This window comes from Thioclava sp. JM3 (assembly GCF_002213185.1).
Classification (GTDB): domain Bacteria; phylum Pseudomonadota; class Alphaproteobacteria; order Rhodobacterales; family Rhodobacteraceae; genus Thioclava; species Thioclava nitratireducens.
This window is the reverse complement of sequence record NZ_NBOB01000003.1, coordinates 116,816-139,910: the sequence shown is the minus strand read 5'-3', so window position 1 is coordinate 139,910 and position 23,095 is coordinate 116,816. Positions and strand designations below refer to the sequence as shown.

The following is a 23,095-nucleotide window of genomic DNA, read 5'->3' as shown; positions in this document are numbered from 1 at the left end:
CTCGCGGGCACAAGCGACATTCGGGCTTGCGAGATAAAGCGCCCAGCCACAGACGGAGCAAAGCGCCCGCCCGAGGCTCGGGCGCGTCCCTCATCGCTTTGCCCCAAACGAAAAACGCCCGATCTTCCGACCGGGCGTTTCCCAATTCAAATAAGGCCGAACGCTCAGCCCTTCTTGAGCACGCGCTTGCCCAGCGTCTCGGCGATCTGCACCGCGTTCAGGGCCGCGCCCTTGCGCAGGTTGTCCGACACGCACCAGATGTTCAGGCCGTTCTCGATGGTCGAGTCCTGACGGATGCGCGAGATGAAGGTGGCGAAATCGCCGACGCATTCGACGGGGGTGATGTAGCCGCCATCTTCGCGCTTGTCGACGACCATGATGCCGGGCGCCTCACGCAGGATGTCACGCGCTTCGTCCTCGTCGAGGAACTCTTCGAACTCGATGTTGATCGCCTCCGAGTGGCCCACGAAGACCGGCACGCGCACGCAGGTCGCGGTCAGCTTGATCGCAGGATCGACGATCTTCTTCGTCTCGGCGACCATCTTCCACTCTTCCTTGGTGGACCCGTCATCGAGGAACACGTCGATATGCGGGATCACGTTGAACGCGATCTGCTTGGGGTAGACCTTCGGCTCCACTTCCTGACCCGGCACATACATGCCTTTGGTCTGGTCCCAAAGCTCGTCGATCGCCTCTTTGCCCGAGCCCGACACCGACTGGTAGGTCGAGACCACGACGCGCTTGATCTTGGCGCGGTCATGCAGCGGCTTGAGCGCCACGACCATCTGCGCGGTCGAACAGTTCGGGTTCGCGATGATGTTCTTCTTCGCGTAACCGTCCACGGCTTCCGGGTTCACCTCCGGCACGACCAGCGGCACGTCCGGGTCGTAGCGGTAGAGCGACGAGTTATCGATCACGATACAGCCCTGCTTGGCGGCGATCGGCGCGTATTTCTTCGTGGCGTCCGAGCCGATCGCGAAGAGCGCGATGTCATAACCCGTGAAGTCGAACCCTTCGATGTCTTTGGTCTTCAGGGTCTGATCGCCAAAGCTGACCTCTGTGCCGAGGCTCCGGCGCGACGCGAGCGGCACCAGTTCATCGACCGGGAACTGACGCTCGGCCAGGATGTTCAGCATTTCGCGGCCCACGTTCCCCGTGGCGCCCGCAACGACGACTTTATAGCCCATGAGGACCTCCTTGCTCCAATAGAACGCGGCTTACTACCGCTTTACGTCAGGAAATGAAAGGGGCTCGACGCGCAGTCCGTTCCGAATGATGCGCGGATCGGAGGCAAGAAGCCCGCCGACCATCTCCGCTTCCGCGACGAAATCATGGGGCACCTTGTCGGCCGAGCGCCGCCCCGACAGAGATAGCGAGGCGAAGAAATCGAACCCGTATAGATCGAGCCGCGCCAGATCAGAGCGCGCGAGCATGTCGATCAGCATCGCTCCGGTCGTGGGCTGCGCGCCAAGCTTGGCTTTCAGCCCCTCGTAATCGTTGAGCGGATGCAGGTAGAAACCGGGGCCGGTCGCCGTTTTCCAGTCCAGCCGCTTGCGCTTGTGGCTCATCCAAAGGATGCGTGACGGCGCGATGCGGGCGCGCTCGGCTTCGGGCAGCGAGGTCGCGAGCGCCAGCCAGTCGGTGCGCTTGCCGTGGCTCTGCGCCGACGGCATCGGGGCGCGGTTGATCCGGATCACCACGTCATGCGCGTCGATCTCCGCCCCCGCCTGTCCCTCGGCCAGCGCGCGGGCATTGCCGACGAGCGCGACGGTTTTGCCGGCAAGGTCGTCCAGCAACGCCTTTTGCGAGACGGAGAGCGCGGCAAGCGAGGCCTCGCGCCGCAACGTTCGACTGATCAGAAATCCGAGCCGGGTCATGCGACGGGTTTAGCTCAAGCCATCGCCGCTGTCGCGGGCGAAAACGTAGAACGCCAGCCCGATCACCAGCGGTGCAAGGAAGAACGCGAACAGCAGCCCATAGGCCACGGCGGGCGTGTGCCCCACCGATACCGCATCGAAAACGGGCCGCGAGGCGAATTGCATCCCAGCCACGCCCATGATCGAGAACATGTTGTGCAGCGTCACCCCCCGCCCCGTCAGATGCGGCGGATAGAAGGTGCGGCCATGCGCCATGATCACCGGGAAGGACGCGCCGAAGAAGCCGATCGCGGCCAGTAGAACCGTCGCCAGCCACAGCGACTGTCCCGGCAACACGAAGAGCATCGCCAAGGCCACGGCCAGCACCGCATTACCGTAAAGCGCGACGCGCTTGTGGCTGCCGAAAATCTTGTCCGCCGGCCCGTAGGCGAAATTGCCCGCGATCATCGCGAGGCCCATCACCAGCGTCACCCGGCCGATCAGATTCGCATCCGCTCCGAAGACATCAGCCAGATAGGAGCCCGCCCAGACGCCACGAATCCCGGCAGCGGCGGTGTAATTCGCGACCGTCAGCGGCAGCAGCACCCAGAAGCCCGGCAGACGCAGCACGTCGAGCGCGGTGCCTCGGCGGCCTGCGGGCTGCTCCACCCGCTCGGGATCGCGCGCGAGCCACAGGATCAGCGCCGCCACCAGCAGCGTCAGCGCCGAGAGCGCCCAAAGCGTCGGACGCCAGCCGAAGGCCTCGATGGAGGCCGCCAGCGGGGCCGCGCCCGCGAGATTGCCAAGGCTCCCCGCCCCGATCATCGAGGCCGCGAGCGTGCCGAACAGCGCCGGCTTGAAACTGCGTGCGAAGATGAAATAGCTGCCCACCAGCACAGGCGCACAGCCCGCCCCGATCAGGATCATCGCGATGTGAATGCCCATCGGCCCCTGCGCCATAGCGAAGACGGCGGCGCCCCCACCCCCGCCAAGCGCCATCAGCACGCCCACGGTGCGGCGCGGCCCGATCCGGTCCAGCGCCTCGCCGATCGGGATCTGGATCAGCGCAAACGCCCCGTACCAAAGCCCCAGCGACACGGCGAGATCGCCCGGCGTCACGCCGATCTCCTTGCCCAGAACGGGCGTCAGAACGGCCAAGCAGGTGCGGTAGAACTGGCTCAGAAGATAGGCGCCCACAAGCGAGGCGATCGAGATATACATGCGGGGGCTCCTTCGCGCGCACGCTCGCCCAAGGCGCGGGCAATGGCAAGAGCACATACCCCTGTGCATTCGCGCCTCCGCCCCCTTGTCTTGGCCCGGGCACAGGCTCAGGATAAACGCCGCACGACGTGACGAGCCCGAGAGATGCCAGAATGGAACTGACCCGCCTGATGATGCGCCTCTATTTCGACAAGGCGATGCTGGGCCCCGGCAAGGTCCGGCTGCTCGAAGAGATCGCCGAACACGGCTCGATCTCGGCGGCGGGCCGCGCGATGAAGATGAGCTACAAACGCGCTTGGTCGCTCGTCGAAGAGATGAACGCCGGATTCAAGGAACCGTTGGTCGATCGCTCGCGCGGCGGCGCGAAGGGTGGTGGCGCCTCGCTCACCCCCGAGGGCGAAGCGGTCCTCGCAGCCTACCGCCGGTTGGAACAGAAAGCCCGCGACGCTGGCGCCGAGGAGATCGCGCTGATCGGCGCAATGGTCGCTGATTGAGGCCGCGGCGGGCCTTGCGCCGGATCAATGTGGATGGGTCCTCAGTCCGCGCATCCTGCTGAGAGCTGCCGGAAACGGCCCAGTCACGGACCAGAACCATGAGCGATTTTTCGACGAAGACCGCCGCGCGCGTTACCGCCCTTGGTCTCGCAGCCGCGCTCGCGGCCTGTATGCCGGGCGGTGTCTCGGACGCCCAGACGCTTGCCGCCAAGGTGGAGACCCGGCGCGCCTATGACCTCGCGACGGTGGACGGCAAGGCACCCACCCGCGCGATCCGCTTTTATATCGGGGAGAATTCGCGCTTCGCCGTCTGCGGGCATTGCCTTTGCGTGACCGGGGTGATGTTCGCCCCCTACCCCGCATTGGGCATCCGACCGACCTCGGCCTCGCCCACGTTCGCCTGCGAGCAGGAGACGCCGGAGTTCAAGGCCGATGCGGGCCTCGCGCAGCTGTTCTTCGACATGAAGCAGGCGCAGGTTGATGGTTCGACCGTTACTTTCACCGGCAGCGGCGACCATGTGATGGTGTTCAGGCGCGGTGGCGAGGACCTCACTCCACCCTGACGATCCCGGACAGCAAAAAGCGCGGGAGTCTCCCCCCGCGCCCGTCATTTTTCAACGATGGCAGATGCCTCAGGCGTCGACCGTCTCGACCTGCTTGGCCTCGGACTTGGTCGGGCCCGCAATCTCGATCCGCCGCGGTTTCAGCGCCTCGGGCACTTCACGGACGAGATCGAGGTGGAGCATCCCATCCTCATGGGTGGCTCCGGTGACCTTGACATGATCGGCCAGCGCGAAGCGGCGCTCGAAGGCACGGGTCGCGATGCCACGATGCAGATAGGTGCGACCGGAATCGTCCTCGGCCTTGCGACCGGTCACGATCAGCGCGCCCTCTCTGAGTTCGACACTCAGCTCATCCGAACCGAAGCCCGCGACGGCGATCGAGATGCGATAGGCATTCTCGTCGGTCTTCTCGATATTGTAGGGCGGATAGGTCGGCTGCGCGAGATCGCTGGTCAGCGCACGGTCCATCAGATCAGCCACGCGGTCGAAGCCCACGGTGGCGCGGTAAAGGGGCGAAAGATCAAAGCTTCGCATATCATCATCCTCTCTTGAGCGATGGTTATGAAACCCGCCCCTTGCGGGGCCGGGCAGTTAGGCGCCAGAACCCTCATCAGGCATTCCGGCACTCATAAATTTGGGAAATCTCTCGCGACGTTTCAAGAGGGGCGCCGCTTCGGGCCAAGCCCTTAGGGACGCAGGAATTTCGCGCCGGTTGTGCCCCCGCCTGACAGTATACGCGGCTGGCCCTGCCCGGGCTCCGTGCGACGGATCTGCGGCGCGGCGGAGACGCTGGGGGAGGCGGCGCGGATCACGCCGCGCCCGCTGCGCAGCGCGGATTTCAACTGCGCGACGATCGCGGGCAATTCCATCCCATAGGCGCGCGAGACGCCATTCCTGCGCGAGCCCGAGGAAACCAGCGACACGATCTGCGCCCGCCCGCCAGCAGCAAGCCCCGAGCGGTCGAAAACCGGCGCACCCGAGGAGCCGTGATCGACATCGCAATCGAAGCCGATCAGCCCCTTCGCCCGCCCGAACACGCGGCAGGCCTTTTGCCACGACAGCGCATCGGCCCGGCCCTGCGCATAAGATACCACCGACACTTCCGCCCCTGCGGCGGGCACGTCGCCGACGCGAAAAGGCGCGGCGATCGACGTCGGGATCGGCGCGGAGAGCTGTAAAAGCGCGACGTCGTGGCGCACGGTGTCGATCGAGAGCGGCACGAACGGGTTATAGTCCGGATCGGCGACCATCGCGACGACCGGGCGCGCGGCCACCTCCGCCCCGTCGGTTTGCGCGGCTGCAAAACCCAGCGTCGCGGGATCGCGCGGCCCCTGCGCGCGTCGGTCGAAGATGCAATGGCCAGCGGTCAGCACCAGATCGGGTGCGATCAGCACGCCGGTGCAATAGCCCTCGGCCCCGATGGTGACCTTGCCCACCGCCTCCCAGCCGAAGAGATCCGCGCGTTGCGACAGGCGGTCGAGCGCGGAGTTGCGCGCCTCCTGCGCCTCGCCCATGCCGCCAAGAAGTGCCAGAGCGATCACGCCGAAGATGACCCGCTTCACGCCCATCGCGCTCAGTTCGCCTTGATGAACTTGGCCCCGCCCGCGCGAATTTCGCGGGTAGTGGCGACGTTGTCGCGGCTCTCGATGGCCTGCCGCAGATCGGCGACCCCAATGGCCAGCGCCCCGATCGAGACCGGGCGCGTGCCCATCTCGGCCTTGGCTGAGACCACCGAGACGATCTCGGGGCGGCCGTTGGCGAAGCTGAAGACCGGCGAGCCCGAGGCCCCGAAATCGGCCGAGCAACTCATCACGACCGTCGCGCCTGCGCGCTCCAGCACCGAGCAGTTTCGTTGCAGCGACGGTGCCTCCGAGCGGCCCTGCGCATAGGAGAGCACGCCGACTTCCTCGCCACGATAAGGCGCGCTGCGCGACACTTCGAAGGGCTGAAGCTGTGGCAGGCGGATCGGCTGGGCGAGCTTGATCAGCGCCAGATCGAATTCCGAACGCTTCACGCCGACCGGCCCGCCGTAGTGATAGGAGGGATGCAGCACCGCGCGCGACACCTTGCGATAGGCTTCGGCGCGGCCGTTGCGCCAACCCGCGAGGAACTCGATCTCCCGCGCGTCTATCAGCGCACCGCTGCGCTTGTCATAGAGGCAATGCCCCGCCGTCAGCACCAGATCAGGCGCGATCAGCGTGCCGGTGCAAAAGCTGCCATGACCCAGATCGAGCCGCCCGACCGCCTGCCAGCCGCGCGTATCGTCGCCGGTTTCCAGCGCGCGCAAGGGCGTCGCATGGGTGATCGTCTCGGCCCGCGCAAGCACAGGAACGGCGGTCAGACAGGCAAGAGCGAGAGCAAGAAGGCGCATCGGGGCTCCGAAGATTGCGGGGCGTTTCGTCCTGCTTAGCGCCCCGATGCGGCCAGATTGTGGCGCGGATCACGCTTGCGCAAGCGCGGGTGGCTTCGGCCCGCCCGTGGCCCAATCCAAAAGTTCGACAGTGTGGACAACGGGCACCTCCGTGCCGCCGCCGATCTGCACCATGCAACCGATATTGCCCGCCGCGATCACCTCCGGCTGCTTCGCCTCGAGCGTCGCCACCTTGCGCTTCTTAAGCTCGTCGGAAATCTCCGGCTGCAGCAGGTTGTAGGTGCCCGCCGAGCCGCAGCACAGATGGCTATCGGCAGGCTCGACCACCTCGAAGCCGGCGCGTTTCAGAAGATCCTTCGGCGCGGATTTGATCTGCTGACCGTGCTGGAGCGAACAGGCCGCGTGATAGGCGACTCGCATCCCGCCCTTGCCCTCGGGGAGACCGATCTTCACGAGGAATTCCGAGATGTCGCAGGCGAGCCCAGCCACCTTCGCCGCATCCTCGGCGATCGGATCGTTGCGGAAGATATGCCCGTAATCCTTCACCGTAGTGCCGCAGCCCGACGTATTGATGATCACCGCATCCAGATCGCCCTCGCTCAGATAGGCACGGATATTGTGCGCGGCCTGCGCATGGCTCTCTTTCTCGCGGCCCATGTGATGCGACAGCGCCCCACAGCAGCCAAGGTTCTTCGGTATCACCACCTCACAGCCCAACCGCCGCAGCAGCCGGATCGTCGCATCGTTGATATCGGTGTTGAGCGCCCGCTGCGCGCAGCCGATCTGCAGCGCCACGCGGTATTTCTTCTCGCCCATAGGCGCGAAAACCTGAGCGTCATCGTTGCGGCTGACCGGCGGGATGGTTTTCGGCGCCATGCCCACCATCGCGCGCAGGCGCTTGTCGGGCAGCAGCCCCGCGAAGGGCTTCGCCAACTTCGCGCCGCCCATCGCAAGACGGAAGCGGCCCGGATAGGGCACGATCTTCGCCAGCGTCCAGCGCAGCAGCCGGTCCATCATCGGGCGCTTGTAGGTCTTCTCTACATGGGCGCGCGCATGGTCGATCAGATGCATGTAATGCACGCCCGAGGGGCAAGTCGTCATGCAGGCCAGGCAGCTCAGGCAACGATCGAGATGCTTGACCGTCTTCTCATCCGCGGGCCGGTCATTCTCCAGCATGTCCTTGATCAGGTAGATGCGCCCGCGCGGACTGTCCAACTCGTCGCCCAGCACCTGATAGGAGGGGCAGGTCGCAGTGCAGAACCCGCAATGGACGCAGGCGCGCAGGATCTCGTTGGAGCGCGCGACGCCGGGATCTTTCAGCTGTTCGGGCGAAAAATTCGTCTGCATCAGCCCATCCTTCCGGGGTTCAGAATACCTTTGGGGTCGAATTGCGCCCGCAACGCGGTCGTGAGCGTGGCGATCGGCGCGGGTTCGGGCTCGAAGGTCACGCCCGCCACGCCGCGCATGCAGGTCGCATGGCCGGTATAGGGCGAGGCCAGCGCACGGCCATCGCTGCCTTCCGGCAGAAGCGCCCAGATCAGCCCGCCGCCCCAGTCGAGCAGCACCTCGCCGCCGAGCCTTGCCACGATGTCAGACGCCTCCGAAGGCTTCACCGAGAGCCGCCACAGATCGCCGTCCTTGCCGATAAACGGCTCCAGATCGCGCAGGCTCTGCCAGATCGCGGCCGAGCCCTCTTCCTCGACCCGAACCGGGCCGAACGGCTCCATCAGTCTGCGCAACTGTTCCGCCCGGTAGGCGACGGATTCGGCGAGGCCTTCGACCCGGACCACCGCGCCGGTGCCGGGCAACCAGCCCGCACCGGACACGTCGAAGGGCGAACCAAGCGCCGCCGCCAGCGCAACTTGCGCGGCCCCTGCCGGAAGGTCGATCACCACCGTCGCCTGAGACGGCGCGGCGGGCAGCAGCTTGAAAGCCACCTCGCTCATCACGCCGAGCGTGCCCCAGCTTCCCGCCATCAGCTTCACCAGATCGTAGCCGGTGACGTTCTTCATCACCCGGCCACCGTTTTTCACGATCCGCCCGCGCCCGTCGACGAAACGCGTGCCGATCAGACTGTCGCGACAGGCCCCGGCCTGCACCCGGCGCGGCCCCGAGACGTTCGCCGCCACGACACCGCCTACGGTGCTCTGACCGCGCACGCCCAGGACCGGGCCCCAATTCGCTGGTTCGAAGGGCAGACGTTGACCCTCGGCGGCAATCGCGGCCTCCACCTCGGCGAGGGGCGTTCCGGCGCCGACGACCAGCGTCAGCGCGCCCGGCTCATAGAGCGTGATGCCCGAAATCCCGACTTCCAGCGGCTCGCCCAGACAACGTCCAACCGGCCGCGTGCCGCCTCCACGCACCGCCAGCGCGCCACCCGCATCCCGGATGGCCTCGGCCAGCTGCGCCTCGCTTTCAACTCTCATGAAATCTGCCTTCCTCTTGGCAAAAATATCCCGGGGGCTCGCGTCAGCGAGCGGGGCAGCGCCCCTCTCCCTTTTCAGCTCGCACGGCGACTCGCGCTCGCGCCGAGCGGGAACACCTTCGCCGGGTTCAAAAGCCATTTCGGGTCGAACACGTCCTTCACCCGCATCTGCGCTTCCAAGTCGGCGGGTTCGAACTGCACATCCATCAGGTCGCGCTTCTCGATGCCCACGCCATGCTCGCCGGTCAGGCAGCCGCCCGCCTCGACGCAGAGCTTCAGGATCTCCGCGCCCAGCTTTTCGCATTGCTCCTGCTGGCCCGGCTCGTTGGCGTTATACAGGATCAGCGGGTGCATGTTGCCGTCGCCCGCGTGGAAGACGTTTGCGACGTCGAGCCCGAAATCCTTCGACAACTCGCCGATCCGGCGCAGCACGAAGGGCAGTTCCGAGACCGGGATCGTCCCGTCGAGGCACATGTAATCGTTAATCTGCCCCATCGCGCCGAAGGCCGACTTCCGGCCCAGCCAGATCCGCGCGGCCTCGTCGGCCGATTGCGCCTCGCGGAACTCGACCGGCTCGTGACGGGTCGCGATCTGGCGGATCATGCCGATCTGCTCGTCGATCTCGGCTTCCGAGCCCTCGCATTCGACGATCAGCAGCGCCTCGCAATCGGGATAGCCCGCATGGCAGAAGGCCTCTGTCGCGCGGATGCAGGGGCGGTCCATGAACTCGATCGCGACGGGCAGGATGCCCGCCTTGATGATATCGGCGACGCAGGCGCCCGCGACCTCGTTCGAGTTGAATCCGATCAGCACGGGGCGTGCGCCTTCGGGTTTCGGCAGGATCTTAAGCGTGGCTTCGGTCACGACGCCCAATTGCCCCTCCGAGCCGCAGATCAGCCCCAGCAGATCGAGCCCGCCCGCATCCAGATACGGTCCGCCGATCTCGACCACCTCGCCTTCCATCGTGACCAGCGTCACACCGAGGAGGTTATTCGTCGTCACCCCGTATTTCAGGCAATGCGCGCCGCCGGAATTCATCGCGATATTGCCCGAGATCGCGCAGGCGAGCTGCGAGGACGGATCGGGCGCGTAGAACCAGCCATCGCTTTCCACCGCCCCGGTCACCGAAAGGTTCGTCCGTCCCGCCTCGACCCGGATGAAGCGGTTGGTGTAATCGGTCTCCAGAACGGCATTCATCCGCGCGAGCCCCAGCACCACCGAATCCGCCTGCGGCATTGACCCGCCCGCAAGCGAGGTGCCCGCGCCGCGCGGCACCACCGGCACGCCCAGTTCGTGACAGGCCTTCAGCGCCGCCGCGACCTCCGCCGTCGAGCGCGGCAGCACCACGCCCAGCGGCTGGCAGCGATAGGCCGAAAGCGCATCGCATTCATAGGCGCGCGTCTCGCTGGGGTCGTCGATCACCGCATCCGCGGGCAGAACCTCGCGCAAGCGGGCGATGATCTGCGGCTTGCGCGCCAGCAGATCCTCCTTCGGCTTGGGCATTTCCATGGCAAACTCCTCCCGGTTGGTCAGAAAATATAACCAATAAGCCCCGGTGACAAGGGAAGCCGCATCGCGCTAACTGTCGATATGACGACGATGTTTCATATCGGCCCGCTCGGGCCTCTCGATCTCGCGGCGCTTGCGCTTCTCGTCACCTGCTGGCTCGTGATCGGCTGGACGACCGAACATCCGAGCACCACCCGCCCTTCGATGGGCAAGCTGATGGAAAATTACCGTCGCGAATGGATGCGCCAGCTGGTGACGCGCCAGCCGCGGATCTTCGATTCGGCCATGGTGGACGGGCTGCGGCAATCGACGACCTTCTTCGCCTCTTCTTCGCTGATCGCCATCGGCGCCGGGCTGGCGCTGATCGCGAACCCGCAGCCGCTGACGAATCTCGCCGATGATTTCGACATCGCGCGCGGCCCGGACCTGCTGTGGGAGGCGCGCATCCTGACGGCCGTTCTGTTCGGCGCGAATGCGTTTCTGAAATTCGTCTGGTCGCATCGGCTGTTTTCCTATGCCGCGATCGCAATGGCGGCGGTGCCCAACGAGCCCGAGGACCCGCTGGCCTATCCTCGCGCCGAACAGGCGGCGCAGGTGAACATCAACGCCGCGAAGAGCTTCAATCGCGGGCTGCGTTCCGTCTATTTCGCGCTGGCGACGCTGGCATGGCTGCTCGGGCCCTATGCGCTCATTGCGGCGACGCTGTTCACCACGGCGATGCTCTGGCGGCGTGAATTCGCCTCGGACTCGCGCCAGGCGCTGCTGGAGAACATCCCCGACTAGGCGCGGCGCGCTCGCCTCTGGCAGCCTCCGCATGATTTGGCTAAACCCGACGCCATGAGCAGTTTCCTTTCCGTCGAGCAATCCCTAACAGGCCGCCGCTGGATCGGCCCCACACCCGAGGCCGACCGGCTGGCCGAGGCGATGGCGCAGCAGACGCGCTTGCCCCTGCCCCTCGCCCGCATCCTCGTCGCGCGCGGTGTGACGCCGGAGGAGAGCGAGGGCTTCCTCGAACCCACGATCCGCGAACTTCTCCCCGACCCCCGATCCTTGCGCGACATGGAGCAGGCGGCGGCGCGGTTCCTGAAAGCGGTGAAGTCGGGTGAGAAGATCGCCGTTTTCGCGGATTACGACGTCGATGGCGGCGCCTCGGCGGCGCTGCTGATCAACTGGCTGCGCGCGATGGGGCGCGAGGCGACGCTCTACATTCCCGACCGGATCGACGAGGGCTACGGGCCGAACGTGCCCGCGATGGAAAGCCTCGGGGCCGAGCACCCGCTGATCGTTTGCGTCGATTGCGGCACGCTGAGCCACGAGCCCGTGGCCGCAGCGAAGCCCGCCGATGTCGTCATCCTCGATCACCACCTTGGCGGCGAGACCCTGCCCCCCGCGCTGGCCGTGGTGAACCCGAACCGGCAGGACGAGACCGGCGAGCTGGGTCATCTCTGCGCGGCTTCAGTCGTCTTCCTGATGTTGGTGGAGGCGAACCGGCAGCTGCGCGACGAAGGTGTGCAGGGCCCGCCCTTGATGACGCTTCTCGATCTGGTGGCACTTGCGACGGTGGCCGATGTCGCGCCGCTGACGGGCTGCAACCGGGCGCTGGTGCGGCAGGGGCTCAAGATCATGGCGCGGCGCGAGCGGCCCGGCCTCGTGGCGCTGTCGGACGTGGCGCGGCTCGACCGTGCGCCCGCCGCCTATCACTTGGGCTTCGTGCTGGGACCGAGGATCAATGCAGGCGGGCGGATCGGCGCGGCCGATCTGGGCGCGCGTCTGCTGTCGACAACCGACCCGCACGAGGCGCAATCCATCGCGGAACGGCTCGATCAGCTCAACACCGAGCGCCGAGAGGTCGAGAACGCCGTGCGGGAGGCGGCACTGACGCAGGCCGAGGAACGCGGGCTAAACGCGCCGCTGGTCTGGGCGGCGGGCGCTGGCTGGCACCCGGGCGTCGTCGGCATCGTGGCCGCGCGGCTGAAAGAGGCGACGAACCGCCCCTCGGTCGTGATCGGGGTGGAGAACGGGATCGGCAAAGGCTCGGCCCGCTCCGTCGCCGGCGTCGATATCGGGGCCGCGATCCAGCGCGTCGCCGCCGAGGGACTGCTGCTGAAAGGCGGCGGGCACAAGATGGCGGCGGGCCTCACGGTGGAGGAAAACAAGCTGGAGCCTGCGATGGCGCGCCTGTCGGAGCTTCTGGCCAAACAGGGTGCGGGAGAGATCGGCCCGCGCGACCTGCGTCTCGACGGGATGCTGATGCCGGGCGCGGCGACCGCGCAACTGATTGAAGACCTCGACCGCGCCGGCCCCTTCGGCCAAGGCGCTCCTGCCCCGCGTTTCGCCTTTGCGGATATGGAAGTCGTGGGCGCGCGCCGGATCGGCGAGAGCCATCTGCGCTTCATGTTCGGCGACGGTATGGGCGCGCGGATCGAGACAGTCTGCTTCGGCGCGTTCGACTGCCCGCTCGGCCCCGCGCTGAGCCAGCCGGGCGCGAAGCGTTTCCACCTCGCCGGACGGTTGGAGATCAACACATGGGGCGGGCGCAACAAGGTGCAGCTGCGGCTCGAGGACGCGTCCGAAGCGTAAGCGACGCCCCACGATTGCACACAGAAAAGGGCTGTAATTCCAAGGCTTCGAGGCTGCCGTAACGGAGGGACAAAAACTTTCCAAAAATCCGCAAATACCCTCTTGCGAGTCACGGTTCTCTGGCCTAAACACCGCTCCACCTTAGGCAGGTATGCCCGGAAGGTTCAGAGTGGTCCGTTCGTCTATCGGTTAGGACGCCAGGTTTTCAACCTGGAAAGAGGGGTTCGATTCCCCTACGGACTGCCACTACTCCCCCGATTTCAGAGCGATTTCACCACGCGCGCCGCTTGGTCGCGTGTGTTTCCATTCATGGCACAGCGCGGCTCTGCGCGCGCCGATCCCTCATCAAAAAAAAGCGGCCCGTTTCGGGGCCGCTTTCTCGTTTCCCTGTCAGGGGCCTGAAGCCTCACGCGCCGTAGGGCACCCAGATGTTCTTCACCTGCGTCGCGCGGTCGAGGAACAGACGCCCCTGCCCCGCACGGGCTCCCCAGTCGCGTGCGTCGTCGGCTTCGACCCAGGTCTGTTTGAGGTTCCCGGCGCTTTGCGCCTCGACCATCCGGCAGCCCTCGGCATTGCCGAAATACCACATCGCATCGACGCCATCATGCGCCGCCAGCGTCTTCGCCAGCTCGTCGCGCGGGCCGGTGACGATGTTGACCACGCCGTCCGGCACGTCGGAGGTGTCGAGCACCTGATAGAGGTCGGTCGCGGCCAGCGGGTGTGTCTGGCTCGGGACCAGCACGACCCGGTTGCCCATCGCGATCGCAGGCAGCACCAGTGAGATCGCCCCCAGAAGCGGCTGCGCGGTCGGGGCCACAAGTCCCATCACCCCGATCGGCTCATTCATCGCGAGGGTCACGAATTCGGACTTCGTCGCGTGCACCGCGCCGTCGAACTTGTCGGCTTGGGCGGCATACCAGAAGCAACGTCCCACCGCCGTCTCGACCTCGGCCTCGGCGGCTTTGCGCGAGGCGCCGAAGCTTTCCAGACGGGCGGCGAATTCCGCGCCGCGCGCCGAGAGGTTCTCGCCGATGTAATAGAGCACCTGCGCCCGGTTATGGCCCGTGGCCTTGCCCCAGCCCTTCGCCTTATGCGCCGCCTCGACCGCGTTGCGGATGTCCTTGCGGTTGCCGAGCCCTGCGAGCCCCACGACCGCCTTGCCACCCTTCACCTGATAGCTGTAGCCGCTATCGGGCCGCGCCTGCTTGCCGCCGACATAGAGCTTCGCGGTGCGGTCGATCTCGCCACCCTTGATCGTGTCGGCGGGGCCGGTCTCCAGCTCGGCGGGCGTCGTGCCCTTTCCCTTGCCGGTAGCTGCTGCCGGATTGCGCAGATAGGCACGCATGCCTTCGCGCCCGCCCTCGCGACCGAAGCCGCTCTCGCGATAGCCGCCGAAGCCCGCGCCTGCGTCGAAAATGTTGGTCGAGTTGATCCAGACGATCCCGGCCTTCACCTGCCCCGCGATGTCGAGGCACAGGTTCACATTCTCCGACCAGATACTGGCCGCCAGCCCGTAGCGCGTGTTGTTGGCCAGCACCACCGCTTCAGACGGCGTGCGGAAGGTGGTGAGCGTGACCACGGGGCCGAAGATTTCTTCGGTGGCGAGAACGCTCGCGGGTTCGACATCGGTCACCAGCGTCGGCGGGAAGTAGCAGCCCTGCGGGGCAGAGCCTTGGGTCAGCGTCGCCCCCTCGCTTGCGCCCTTCTCGACCAGATCGCGGATACGCGCGAGCTGCGAGGGATGCACGATCGCGCCGATATCGGTGCTCTTGTCCATCGGATCGCCGGTGCGCAGCGTCTTCATCCGGGCGCGCAGCAGCGTCTCGAACCGTTCGGCCACCGCCTCGGCCACGAGGATGCGCGAGCCAGCGCAGCAGACCTGACCCTGGTTGAACCAGATCGCATCCACCACGCCCTCGACGGCGGCGTCCAGATCGGCATCTTCGAAGACGATGAAAGGGGATTTGCCGCCCAGCTCCAGCGTCAGCGCCTTGCCCGAACCAGCCGTGCGCTCGCGCAGGATGCGGCCCACATCGGTCGAGCCGGTGAAGGCCAGCTTGTCGATGCCCTCATGGCCGACGATCGCAGCCCCAGTTTCGCCGTCGCCGGTGACGATGTTGATCACCCCCTTCGGGATGCCGCATTCCTGCGCGATCTCGGCGAAGGCCAGCGCGGTGAGCGGCGTGTATTCGGCGGGCTTCAGCACGACCGTATTGCCAGCCGCCAGTGCCGGTGCGACCTTCCACGCCAGCATCAGAAGCGGGAAGTTCCACGGGATGATCTGGCCGCAGACGCCCTGCGCCGTATGGCCCGGCAGCTCGTCCTCGAGGATCTCCGCCCAGCCCGCATGGTGATAGAAATGGCGCGCGACCAGCGGGATGTCGATGTCGCGGCTCTCGCGGATCGGCTTGCCGCTGTCGAGTGTCTCGAGCACGGCGAGCAGGCGCGAATGCTGCTGGATGTGACGGGCGAGCGCGTAGAGGTGCTTCGCGCGCTGATGGCCCGACAGCTTCGCCCAACCGCTTTGCGCCCTGTGCGCGGCTGAGACGGCGGCATCCACGTCCGACGCCGAACCTTGGGTGACGCGCGCCAGCACCGTGTCGCTTGCCGGATCACGGACTTCGAACAGATCGCCCGGCTTGGTCATCGCGCCGTCGATGAAATGGCCGAAGCCGCCCTCATGCTTGGCGAGCCACTTGCGCGCCTGGCTGTCGTCTTCGGGGGCCACGCCGTACTCCATGGTTTCGAGGATGCTCTGAATGCTCATTTTTGTCTCTCCTCAGGCCAGCGCGTGACGGCTGCTATCGGCGTAACGGCCAGTGACGTAGTGCTCCAGCTGGCGCTCGATATCACCCAGCATCGAGCTTGCGCCGAAGCGGAACAGGTCGGGGTTGAGCCAGTCGCGGCCCAGCTCTTCTTTCATCAGGATCTGCCAGGCCAGCGCCTCTTTCGCCTGCTTCATCCCGCCTGCGGGTTTGAAGCCGATGCGGTGGCCGGTCGCCATCCCGTAATCGCGTAGCGCACGCAGCATGGTCAGGCTGACAGGCAGCGTCGCGTTGACGCTTTCCTTGCCGGTGGAGGTCTTGATGAAATCGGCGCCCGCCTGCATCGCCACCATCGAGGCGGAATAGACGTTGTTGAGCGTCTCCAGCTCGCCGGTGGCCAGGATCGCCTTCATATGGGCGTCACCGCAGGCCTCGCGCATCGCCGCAATCTCGTCATGCAGGCCCTGCCAGTTCCGGGTCAGCGCCAGTTCGCGGTTGATCACGATGTCAATCTCGGCCGCGCCCTGCGCCACCGCCCAGCGGATTTCCTCGAGCCGCAGATGCAGCGGCATCAGACCCGTCGGGAAGCCCGTCGCGACCGAGGCCACGGGAATCCCCGTGCCCTCCAGTGCCTTGACGGCATGCGGCACCATCGTCGGGTAGACGCAGACCGCACCGACGGTCAGCTCGCCCGGGCTGAGTCCGAGGCCCGCTTCGATATGCGAGGCCAAGGGCTTGCGCGCCTTCGCACAGAGCCGCTTCACCCGGCCTTCGGTATCGTCGCCCGCAAGCGTCGTCAGGTCGATGCAACGCACCGCGTTGACCAGCCATGCCGCCTGATGCGCCTTCTTCACGCTGCGCCGGGCAGTGAGCGTCGCACAGCGGCGTTCGGCGGCGGCGCGGTTCACCCGGTGCCCCTCGAACATCCCCACATCGAGCGCCATGCCGGGGTTGCGCACATGCTCCCCCGCCGCGTTGGCGGTGGGCACCAAAGCCCCTTCCGCCTGCGTCTCGGTTTTCATTTCGGTCTTCATTGCGTGTCTCCTAAATCGGGACTCGTCACAGCCTCGCCATCACGTCCGGGGACATCTCCGGGGCGCGCGATCGGGACAAGATCAGCATACTTCAGCCGAGCCCATGCTCGGAAAGAAAGTCGTCGAATTCGGCGGGCGTCGCGTAGCTGGTTTGCGTACCGCGACGGGTGATCGAGAGGGCTGCATATCGCGCGGCCCGGGTCAGCGCCGCGGTGGGCTCCGTCCCTTGTCCGAGGAAATGCGCGAAACTGCCGATGAAGGCGTCGCCCGCGCCGGTCGTGTCCACGGGGGTCACGGAGACGGGCGCGATCTCTTCGACGGTGTCCGCCGTGATCCGACGCGCACCGCGACCGCCGAGCGTCACGACGACGTTGTGGATGCCGCGCTCGATCAGGCTGCGCGCGGCGGCGATCACTTCATCCTCGGTGCCTGTCGGCAGCCCCGAGAGCATTGCCAGCTCGCTCTCGTTCGGACAGAACCAGTCGAGCCCGTCGAGCCGCTCGATATCCAGGTCGGGATGCGCGGGCGCCGGATTGAGGATCGTCGTCACGCCTTCGCGCGCCCCGAAGGCCACGGTGTGATAGACGGTCTCCAGATCGACCTCGAGCTGCATCAGGATCGCGGAGGCGGCGCGCAGCGTCTCGGATGCCGCATCGACATCAGCCGGGGCGAGCGCCGCGTTGGCACCTTTCACGATGAGGATCGCGTTCTCGCCATCGCGCTCGACGAAGATCGGCGCCACTCCCGAGGCTGCCCCTTCCACCGTCCGCACATGGGTCGTGTCGATCCCGTTCGCTTCCAAATTGGCACGGACCTGCGGGCCGAAGCCGTCATCGCCAACGCAAGTGACCATCGCCACCTCCGAGCCCAGCCGCGCGGCGGCCACCGCCTGGTTCGCGCCCTTGCCCCCGAAGCCCATCACGAAATCGGGGGCCTCCAAGGTTTCGCCGCGACCCGGCATCCGGTCGATATAGGTCACCAGATCCATCATGTTCGAGCCGACGACGGCAATCTTCTCAGGCATTCTCTTTCTCCGTCAGTTCGAAAATTCTCGCGGCTCCGCCCGATAATGTTACGATCGCAACATAACTCGGACCTTCTCGCGCGACGCAGCGAGTGTCAACTACAACGTGAAGCTCATCCTGGCGAGAAGCCCGGCCTCGGTCACAACGCCCGAAATCTCGTCGAGCGTCGCAAAAACGACCGGCTTGCGCTGGCCGATCTTGCTGGCGTCCACCACCACAAAACACTGTTTCGAAGCCTCGATCGCCGCGCGTTTCAACGGGACTTCGTACTCGTGCGAACAGCTGAGCGCGCCGTCAGAACCGACGCCACCAGCCGAGAGGAACGCCACGTCGATTCCGAGTGGCGCCAATCTCTTCTGCGGATTTCCGGCATGACAGGAGCGTGTGCTCGACTTGATCTCCCCGCCGAGAAACTCGACCGGGACGCTGCTGCGCCCCTGAAGGATCTCCGCGGTGGTCAGACAATGGGTGATGATTCGCCGCGCTTTGCCTTGCGCCAGGAGCCGCGCGAGATGGGGCAACGTGGTGCCGGTATCGAGGAACACGACCGCGCCTTCGGGCACCAGGTCGAGCGCATGGCCCGCCGCCGCGCGCTTGGCGTCGATGGCGCGGTTCATCTGCGCGTCGAAGTCGTAATGCTCGGTCGTGCGGGTGGTGACGATATAGCCACCCCGGCAGGCAAACCCCGCCTCGGGCTGGGCCGCGTCGCGTCGCAGCGTCATCTCTGTCACGCCCATCTGCTCGGACAAATCCCGCAAACGCAGGGCGGGCGAGACATCTAGCAAGGCGGTTATCTGGTCGATCCGCTCTTGCTGGCGGCTGGGTCTGGTCACGATTTGGCTTTCAAGATCAGGATTTCGAAACGCGTTCCATAATCTGCAGAGTGTCCGTATCCGGCCCCACGAAAGCAAGACCTGCGTTCCAGACCGCGCTGCGCCGCTGCGTCACGCCTCGTCAGCCAGTCGCGTCACCCGACCGCATTGGCCATGCTCTCGCGCACCGATCGGGCGGTTGATTGCAGCGTCAGGAAGGCGTCGAACCGCGCCGCGTGCAGACGTTCTATCACACCGCCTGCGGGCACGAACCGGGGCGCAACCTGCGACATCTCCCCCATCGCGGCTTGCAGGTCATCGAACCCGTTCGCCGCGACCGCGCCAAGCATCGCGGCGCCCAGCAGCACCGGTTCTTCGCAGCGCGTGACCACGACATCGCGCCCCGTCGCATCGGCGATGATCTGACGGGTGACGGGATGCGCACCCGCGCCGCCCGAGATCGAAATCTCCGAGATCGGCGCGCCGTGTTCGGCCTGCACCTCGATGATCTGGCGCAGGCCATAGGCCAGCCCGCAGACCCCCGCCACATAGAGCGCCACGAGCGAGTCCAGCCCGGTCTCCATCCCCTGCCCCACGATCACCGCCCGTGCGTCCGGATCGGCGAAGGGCGCACGGTTGCCAAGGAATTCCGGCACCACATGCAGCGCCTCGGCAAGCGTCGTAACCTCCGAGGGTGAACCCACCTTCTCGAGCGCGAGATCAGCGAGGAATTCGGGCACGGATTTGCCCGCGGCCTGCGCCCGGTCTCGTGCCTCCTGGGCGGCCGGATGCAGTTGCACCAGTTGCGCAATCGCAGCGCCCGCGCCGGATTGGCCGCCCTCATTGAGCCACATCCCCGGGATCATTGCCGAGAAATACGGCCCCCAGACGCCGGGCACGAAGGCAGGCTCGCGCGTCGAGGTCATGGTGCAGGAGGACGTGCCGAACACATAGCCCAGACATTGCGCCGGATCGCCCGACCCGCCCTGCGCCGCGACTGTGCCAATCCCACCGGCATGGGCGTCGATCAGCCCGGCGGCGACCGGCGTTCCGGGCGTCAGGCCCATCTGCGCGGCGGCTTCCTCGGTCAGCCCCGCCCCAAGCGGCGTGCCCGGGTCGACAATCCGCGCGCCGATCCGTTCGAAGCCGCCCTCGGCCAGATCGCCAAGGCCGATCGCATGGAAATACTCCGGGTCCCAGCGGCTCTCATGGGCCAGATAAGTCCATTTGCAGGTGACCGTGCAGGCGGAGCGCTCCAGCGCGCCGCTCGCCTTCCAGGTCAGGAAATCCGCGAGATCGAAGAAATGAAGCGCCTGCGCATAGATCTCGGGGCGCTCCTCGCGCAGCCACATCAGCTTCGGCGTCTGCATCTCCGGCGAAATGCGGCCGCCCACATAGCGCAGCACCGCGTGGTCGCCCGCATTGATCCGCACCGCCTGATCGCGGGCTCGGTGATCCATCCAGACGATGACATCGCGCTCGGGCGCATCAGGATCGCCCACGGGCAACCCGCCCTCCGGGCCGATCACGGCGAGCGAACAGGTCGCGTCGAATCCGATCCCCGCGACATCGCGCGGGTCCGCCCCGGACGCGGCGAGGGCTCCCGTCACGGCATCGCAGACCGCCTGCCAGATCTGGGCGCTCGATTGTTCGACATGGCCATGATCGTCCTGCCACATCTCCAACGGATGTTTGCCGACACCGAGAAGCGTGCCCTCCGGGTCGAAAATCCCGGCGCGCGCCGAACCGGTTCCAACATCGACACCGACGAAAAGCTTGCTCACGTTGATCCTCCCCAGACGCGCATCTTGCCCAATCCTTAACGGTATCGGGTGGGGACTGCCAACCCGAGCCGGGGCAGACGATTCTCGCAGCACAGAGCTGTCACGCCGCCGAAACCCCGATATCGAGGCCGAAGGGCGTTCCGCTGCGAATAAAAACGCGGTCGCGCGGTTCAGCGTCGCGATGGACCGCGCGTCCACCCCGCCACGAGGAAAGGGACGCATATCTCACGAACGATCACGTATTTGGAACATTGTCCCCACGCGCAATAGAACCAGCGAACCGCCAAAGCTTGCCATCACAAAAATCCTGAACAATTTGGGACAAAATCCCTAACCAGCGAGGTTACCCATGACCCGTCTCGCACGAATTTCCGCAGCCGTCGCCACCGGCGCTGCCCTGTTCGCCGCCAGCGCCGCGATGGCCAGCGATCTCGGCCCGCTCGTCACCCCGAGCGAGCTGAACGCCGAGATCGACACGCTCGATCCGGTGCTGCTCGACATCCGCACCGGCAGCTATGAGAAAGGCCATATCGACGGCGCCGTCTATGCGCCCTATTCGCTCTTCCGTGGCCCGGACAACAACCCCGGCCAGGTGCCGCCGATCGCGAAGCTGCAGGCGTCCTTCGAGCAGATCGGCCTCGAGCCCGACCGTCCGATCGTGATTATCGCACAGGGCGACACGGACACCGATTTCGGCGCCGCCGCGCGCGTCTACTGGACGCTGAAGAGCACCGGCTTCACCGAGCTGTCGATCCTGAATGGCGGCACGACCGCCTGGGCCAATGCCGGGCTGCCGATGTCGGATGTTACCGAGAACCTGATGCCGACCGATCTCGATCTGACGTGGAATGACCGCTGGACGGCGGAAACCCCGGCCGTGAGCGATGTCGTCAATGGCAAGGGCAAGGCGGTGCTCGTCGATGCGCGCCCGCCGGCCTTCTTCGAAGGCAAGAAAGCGCACTCCGCCGCCGCGCGTCCCGGCACCCTGCCCGGCGCCGAAAACCTGCCCTATACCAAGTTCTTCCGCTCCGGCGCGACGGTGATCGACGCGAAAGCCGATGCGGCCGCACTGAAGGAGAAACTGGGCATCAAGGACGGCGAAGAGGTCGTGTCCTTCTGCAATACCGGGCACTGGGCGGCGACCGACTGGTTCGCCATGTCCGAGCTGGCGGGCATCGACAACGTCAAGCTCTATCCCGGTTCGATGGTGGAATATTCCCAGACCGACGGTAAGATGGCGAACACGCCCGGCCTGTTGCAGAACCTGCTGAACCAACTCACCGGAGGCTAAGAGTGTCCACGGCCATTCTTGAGAAACAGGCAGCGTCGGGCGGGATCGCCCGGCGCAGTGCTTTGATCCTCGCCGCTCTCGTGGCCATCGGCGCGCTCGCGCTGTTCGGCGGCGCGCGCTACGGCTTCATGCTGGCGATCGGCCTCGGCTTCGGCATCGCGCTGGAGGGGCTGCGCTTCGGCTTCGCGGGCCCTTGGCGGGCGATGATCGTGCGCCGCGAACCGGCGGGCATCCTCGCGCAGCTTCTGGCGATCGGTCTCGTCTCCATCGTCGCGATCCCCGCGATCACCAGCCATCCGGGCGAGCTGACCGGCGCGCAGGCCCCGATCGGCTTCGCGATGGTCGGCGGCGCCTTCGTCTTCGGCGCGGCGATGCAGGTTGTGATGGGTTGCGGCTCGGGCACGTTGGTCAATGCGGGCTCTGGCAACCCGATCGGGCTGCTCGCGCTCCCGTTCTTCGCGGTCGGCAGCTTCTTCGGCGCTTACGGCCTGATCTGGTGGACCAATCTCGGAGCGCTGCCGATCCTGACCCTGCGCGGCACGAGCGGGCTCGCGGTGACGCTGATCCTGCTGGCTCTGGTGGCCGCCACGGTCTTCTTCCTCGGCAAGCGCGGCTCGCGGAGCCTGCCGCGGCGCTATGTCATCGCAGCGCTCGTCCTCGCAGCGCTCGCCATCGCGAACCTGCTGGTGGCCGGGCAGCCTTGGGGCGTCGTCTACGGGCTGGGTCTCTGGGTCGCGAAAGGCGTGAACGGGATGGGCTTCGATCTGACGCAATCGGCCTTCTATGCAGCCCCCGGCTCGATCACCCGCGTGAATGAGAGCCTGCTGACGGATTACACCTCGCTCACCGATATCGGCCTGATCGCCGGCGCATTCGGTGTGGCGGCATGGCGTCAGGGCGGCTTGTCGCAGAAACTGCCGAGCTATCCGGCGCGCGCCTGGGTCGCGACCATCGTGGCGGGTTTCCTGCTTGGCTATTCCTCGCGTCTGGCCTTCGGGTGCAACGTCGGCGCCTTCTTCTCGGGCATCTCGACAGGCAGCCTGCACGGCTGGGTCTGGTTCGCGGCCGCCTTCGCGGGCGCCTATCTCGGCATCTGGCTGCGGCCTCGCCTTGGACTGGAGGCGCGCGCATGACCCGGAAAGCGACAGCCTTCACCGCGATGGCGGCACTGCTCCTACTGATCTGCGCGGATCTATTGGGCGCACCGCTCAATCCCTACCAAGCCCCTCCGGCCTTCGCCTTCGGATCCGGTCAGGTCGCAAGCGGCGGGTTCTGCGGAGCGCTGCCGAACTGATCTCCCAAATCCTTGCGATCTGGAACACCGGCCCGCTTCCCTCGGGCCGGTGTTTTCCTGCCCGACCTTGG

Annotated in this window: 21 protein-coding genes and 1 tRNA gene; 8 read left to right on the top strand and 14 right to left on the bottom strand. The window is 66.2% G+C overall.

Annotated elements, in window-relative coordinates:
- Nucleotides 1-164: 164 nt before the first annotated feature.
- Genes B6V73_RS06570 through B6V73_RS06560 form a run of 3 tightly spaced genes read right to left on the bottom strand, consistent with a single transcriptional unit; the run spans nucleotide 165 to nucleotide 3,077 of the window.
- The gene (locus tag B6V73_RS06570) at nucleotides 165-1,187 is read right to left on the bottom strand and encodes an aspartate-semialdehyde dehydrogenase (protein WP_075775716.1); all 1,023 of its coding nucleotides are present in this window, start codon (nucleotides 1,185-1,187) and stop codon (nucleotides 165-167) included.
- A 33-nt stretch (nucleotides 1,188-1,220) separates the two neighbouring features.
- Nucleotides 1,221-1,877 (bottom strand): glycosyltransferase family 29 protein, encoded by a 657-nt coding sequence (locus B6V73_RS06565; RefSeq protein WP_088724838.1) that lies wholly within the window; start codon nucleotides 1,875-1,877, stop codon nucleotides 1,221-1,223.
- Between the two features lie 9 nt (nucleotides 1,878-1,886).
- The gene (locus B6V73_RS06560; protein WP_075775718.1) at nucleotides 1,887-3,077 is read right to left on the bottom strand and encodes an MFS transporter; all 1,191 of its coding nucleotides are present in this window, start codon (nucleotides 3,075-3,077) and stop codon (nucleotides 1,887-1,889) included.
- 152 nt (nucleotides 3,078-3,229) lie between these two features.
- On the opposite strand from B6V73_RS06560, the gene B6V73_RS06555 reads away from it, so the two are divergent.
- A complete protein-coding gene (locus tag B6V73_RS06555; protein WP_233243161.1) occupies nucleotides 3,230-3,571 on the top strand; it encodes a LysR family transcriptional regulator in 342 nt (113 codons plus the stop codon).
- A 98-nt stretch (nucleotides 3,572-3,669) separates the two neighbouring features.
- Nucleotides 3,670-4,134 carry a hypothetical protein gene (locus tag B6V73_RS06550; protein ID WP_088724837.1) on the top strand — a complete coding sequence of 155 codons (465 nt, stop codon included), beginning with the start codon at nucleotides 3,670-3,672 and terminating at the stop codon, nucleotides 4,132-4,134.
- A 69-nt stretch (nucleotides 4,135-4,203) separates the two neighbouring features.
- On the opposite strand, the gene B6V73_RS06545 is transcribed toward B6V73_RS06550, so the two are convergent.
- The 6 genes from B6V73_RS06545 to B6V73_RS06520 form a co-directional block, all read right to left on the bottom strand.
- On the bottom strand, nucleotides 4,204-4,668 hold the full coding sequence (locus B6V73_RS06545; RefSeq protein WP_075775721.1) for an Hsp20 family protein: 465 nt from the start codon (nucleotides 4,666-4,668) through the stop codon (nucleotides 4,204-4,206).
- A gap of 152 nt (nucleotides 4,669-4,820) precedes the next feature.
- Nucleotides 4,821-5,702, bottom strand: coding sequence for a serine protease (locus B6V73_RS06540; protein WP_240504110.1), 882 nt, complete (start codon nucleotides 5,700-5,702; stop codon nucleotides 4,821-4,823).
- Between the two features lie 5 nt (nucleotides 5,703-5,707).
- Entirely contained in the window at nucleotides 5,708-6,505 is a 798-nt protein-coding gene (locus tag B6V73_RS06535; RefSeq protein ID WP_088724836.1) for a S1 family peptidase, read from the bottom strand.
- A 69-nt stretch (nucleotides 6,506-6,574) separates the two neighbouring features.
- Nucleotides 6,575-7,852 carry a glycolate oxidase subunit GlcF gene (gene glcF, locus B6V73_RS06530; protein ID WP_088720135.1) on the bottom strand — a complete coding sequence of 426 codons (1,278 nt, stop codon included), beginning with the start codon at nucleotides 7,850-7,852 and terminating at the stop codon, nucleotides 6,575-6,577.
- The gene (locus B6V73_RS06525; protein WP_088724835.1) at nucleotides 7,852-8,931 is read right to left on the bottom strand and encodes an FAD-binding protein; all 1,080 of its coding nucleotides are present in this window, start codon (nucleotides 8,929-8,931) and stop codon (nucleotides 7,852-7,854) included. The genes glcF and B6V73_RS06525 overlap by 1 nt, the downstream gene beginning before the upstream one ends.
- Nucleotides 8,932-9,005: 74 nt before the next feature.
- Nucleotides 9,006-10,439, bottom strand: coding sequence for an FAD-linked oxidase C-terminal domain-containing protein (locus B6V73_RS06520; protein ID WP_075775726.1), 1,434 nt, complete (start codon nucleotides 10,437-10,439; stop codon nucleotides 9,006-9,008).
- An 81-nt stretch (nucleotides 10,440-10,520) separates the two neighbouring features.
- Here B6V73_RS06520 and B6V73_RS06515 point away from each other — a divergent pair, with 81 nt between their 5' ends.
- From B6V73_RS06515 to B6V73_RS06505, 3 genes are all read left to right on the top strand, one after another.
- A complete protein-coding gene (locus B6V73_RS06515) occupies nucleotides 10,521-11,222 on the top strand; it encodes a DUF599 domain-containing protein (RefSeq protein ID WP_088724834.1) in 702 nt (233 codons plus the stop codon).
- Between the two features lie 54 nt (nucleotides 11,223-11,276).
- Entirely contained in the window at nucleotides 11,277-13,019 is a 1,743-nt protein-coding gene (recJ, locus tag B6V73_RS06510; RefSeq protein WP_075775728.1) for a single-stranded-DNA-specific exonuclease RecJ, read from the top strand.
- A gap of 171 nt (nucleotides 13,020-13,190) precedes the next feature.
- A tRNA-Glu gene (locus B6V73_RS06505) sits at nucleotides 13,191-13,265 on the top strand.
- A gap of 160 nt (nucleotides 13,266-13,425) precedes the next feature.
- Here B6V73_RS06505 and B6V73_RS06500 read toward each other — a convergent pair.
- The 5 genes from B6V73_RS06500 to B6V73_RS06480 form a co-directional block, all read right to left on the bottom strand.
- Nucleotides 13,426-15,786 carry an aldehyde dehydrogenase family protein gene (locus B6V73_RS06500; RefSeq protein ID WP_206185567.1) on the bottom strand — a complete coding sequence of 787 codons (2,361 nt, stop codon included), beginning with the start codon at nucleotides 15,784-15,786 and terminating at the stop codon, nucleotides 13,426-13,428.
- 12 nt (nucleotides 15,787-15,798) lie between these two features.
- On the bottom strand, nucleotides 15,799-16,728 hold the full coding sequence (gene deoC, locus B6V73_RS06495; protein WP_075776990.1) for a deoxyribose-phosphate aldolase: 930 nt from the start codon (nucleotides 16,726-16,728) through the stop codon (nucleotides 15,799-15,801).
- A 181-nt stretch (nucleotides 16,729-16,909) separates the two neighbouring features.
- Nucleotides 16,910-17,842, bottom strand: a complete 933-nt coding sequence (gene rbsK, locus B6V73_RS06490) for a ribokinase (RefSeq protein ID WP_088724833.1) — start codon at nucleotides 17,840-17,842, stop codon at nucleotides 16,910-16,912.
- 99 nt (nucleotides 17,843-17,941) lie between these two features.
- Nucleotides 17,942-18,676, bottom strand: coding sequence for a DeoR/GlpR family DNA-binding transcription regulator (locus B6V73_RS06485; protein WP_168174872.1), 735 nt, complete (start codon nucleotides 18,674-18,676; stop codon nucleotides 17,942-17,944).
- 134 nt (nucleotides 18,677-18,810) lie between these two features.
- Nucleotides 18,811-20,439: an FGGY-family carbohydrate kinase gene (locus tag B6V73_RS06480; RefSeq protein ID WP_088724831.1), complete on the bottom strand. Its 1,629-nt coding sequence runs from the start codon at nucleotides 20,437-20,439 to the stop codon at nucleotides 18,811-18,813.
- A 349-nt stretch (nucleotides 20,440-20,788) separates the two neighbouring features.
- On the opposite strand from B6V73_RS06480, the gene B6V73_RS06475 reads away from it, so the two are divergent.
- From B6V73_RS06475 to B6V73_RS20735, 3 genes are read left to right on the top strand one after another with little or no spacing between them, the layout of a single operon-like run.
- Entirely contained in the window at nucleotides 20,789-21,730 is a 942-nt protein-coding gene (locus B6V73_RS06475; protein ID WP_088720128.1) for a rhodanese-like domain-containing protein, read from the top strand.
- A 2-nt stretch (nucleotides 21,731-21,732) separates the two neighbouring features.
- Nucleotides 21,733-22,863: a YeeE/YedE family protein gene (locus tag B6V73_RS06470; protein WP_240504109.1), complete on the top strand. Its 1,131-nt coding sequence runs from the start codon at nucleotides 21,733-21,735 to the stop codon at nucleotides 22,861-22,863.
- The gene (locus B6V73_RS20735) at nucleotides 22,860-23,024 is read left to right on the top strand and encodes a hypothetical protein (protein ID WP_157771600.1); all 165 of its coding nucleotides are present in this window, start codon (nucleotides 22,860-22,862) and stop codon (nucleotides 23,022-23,024) included. The genes B6V73_RS06470 and B6V73_RS20735 overlap by 4 nt, the downstream gene beginning before the upstream one ends.
- Nucleotides 23,025-23,095: the final 71 nt, after the last annotated feature.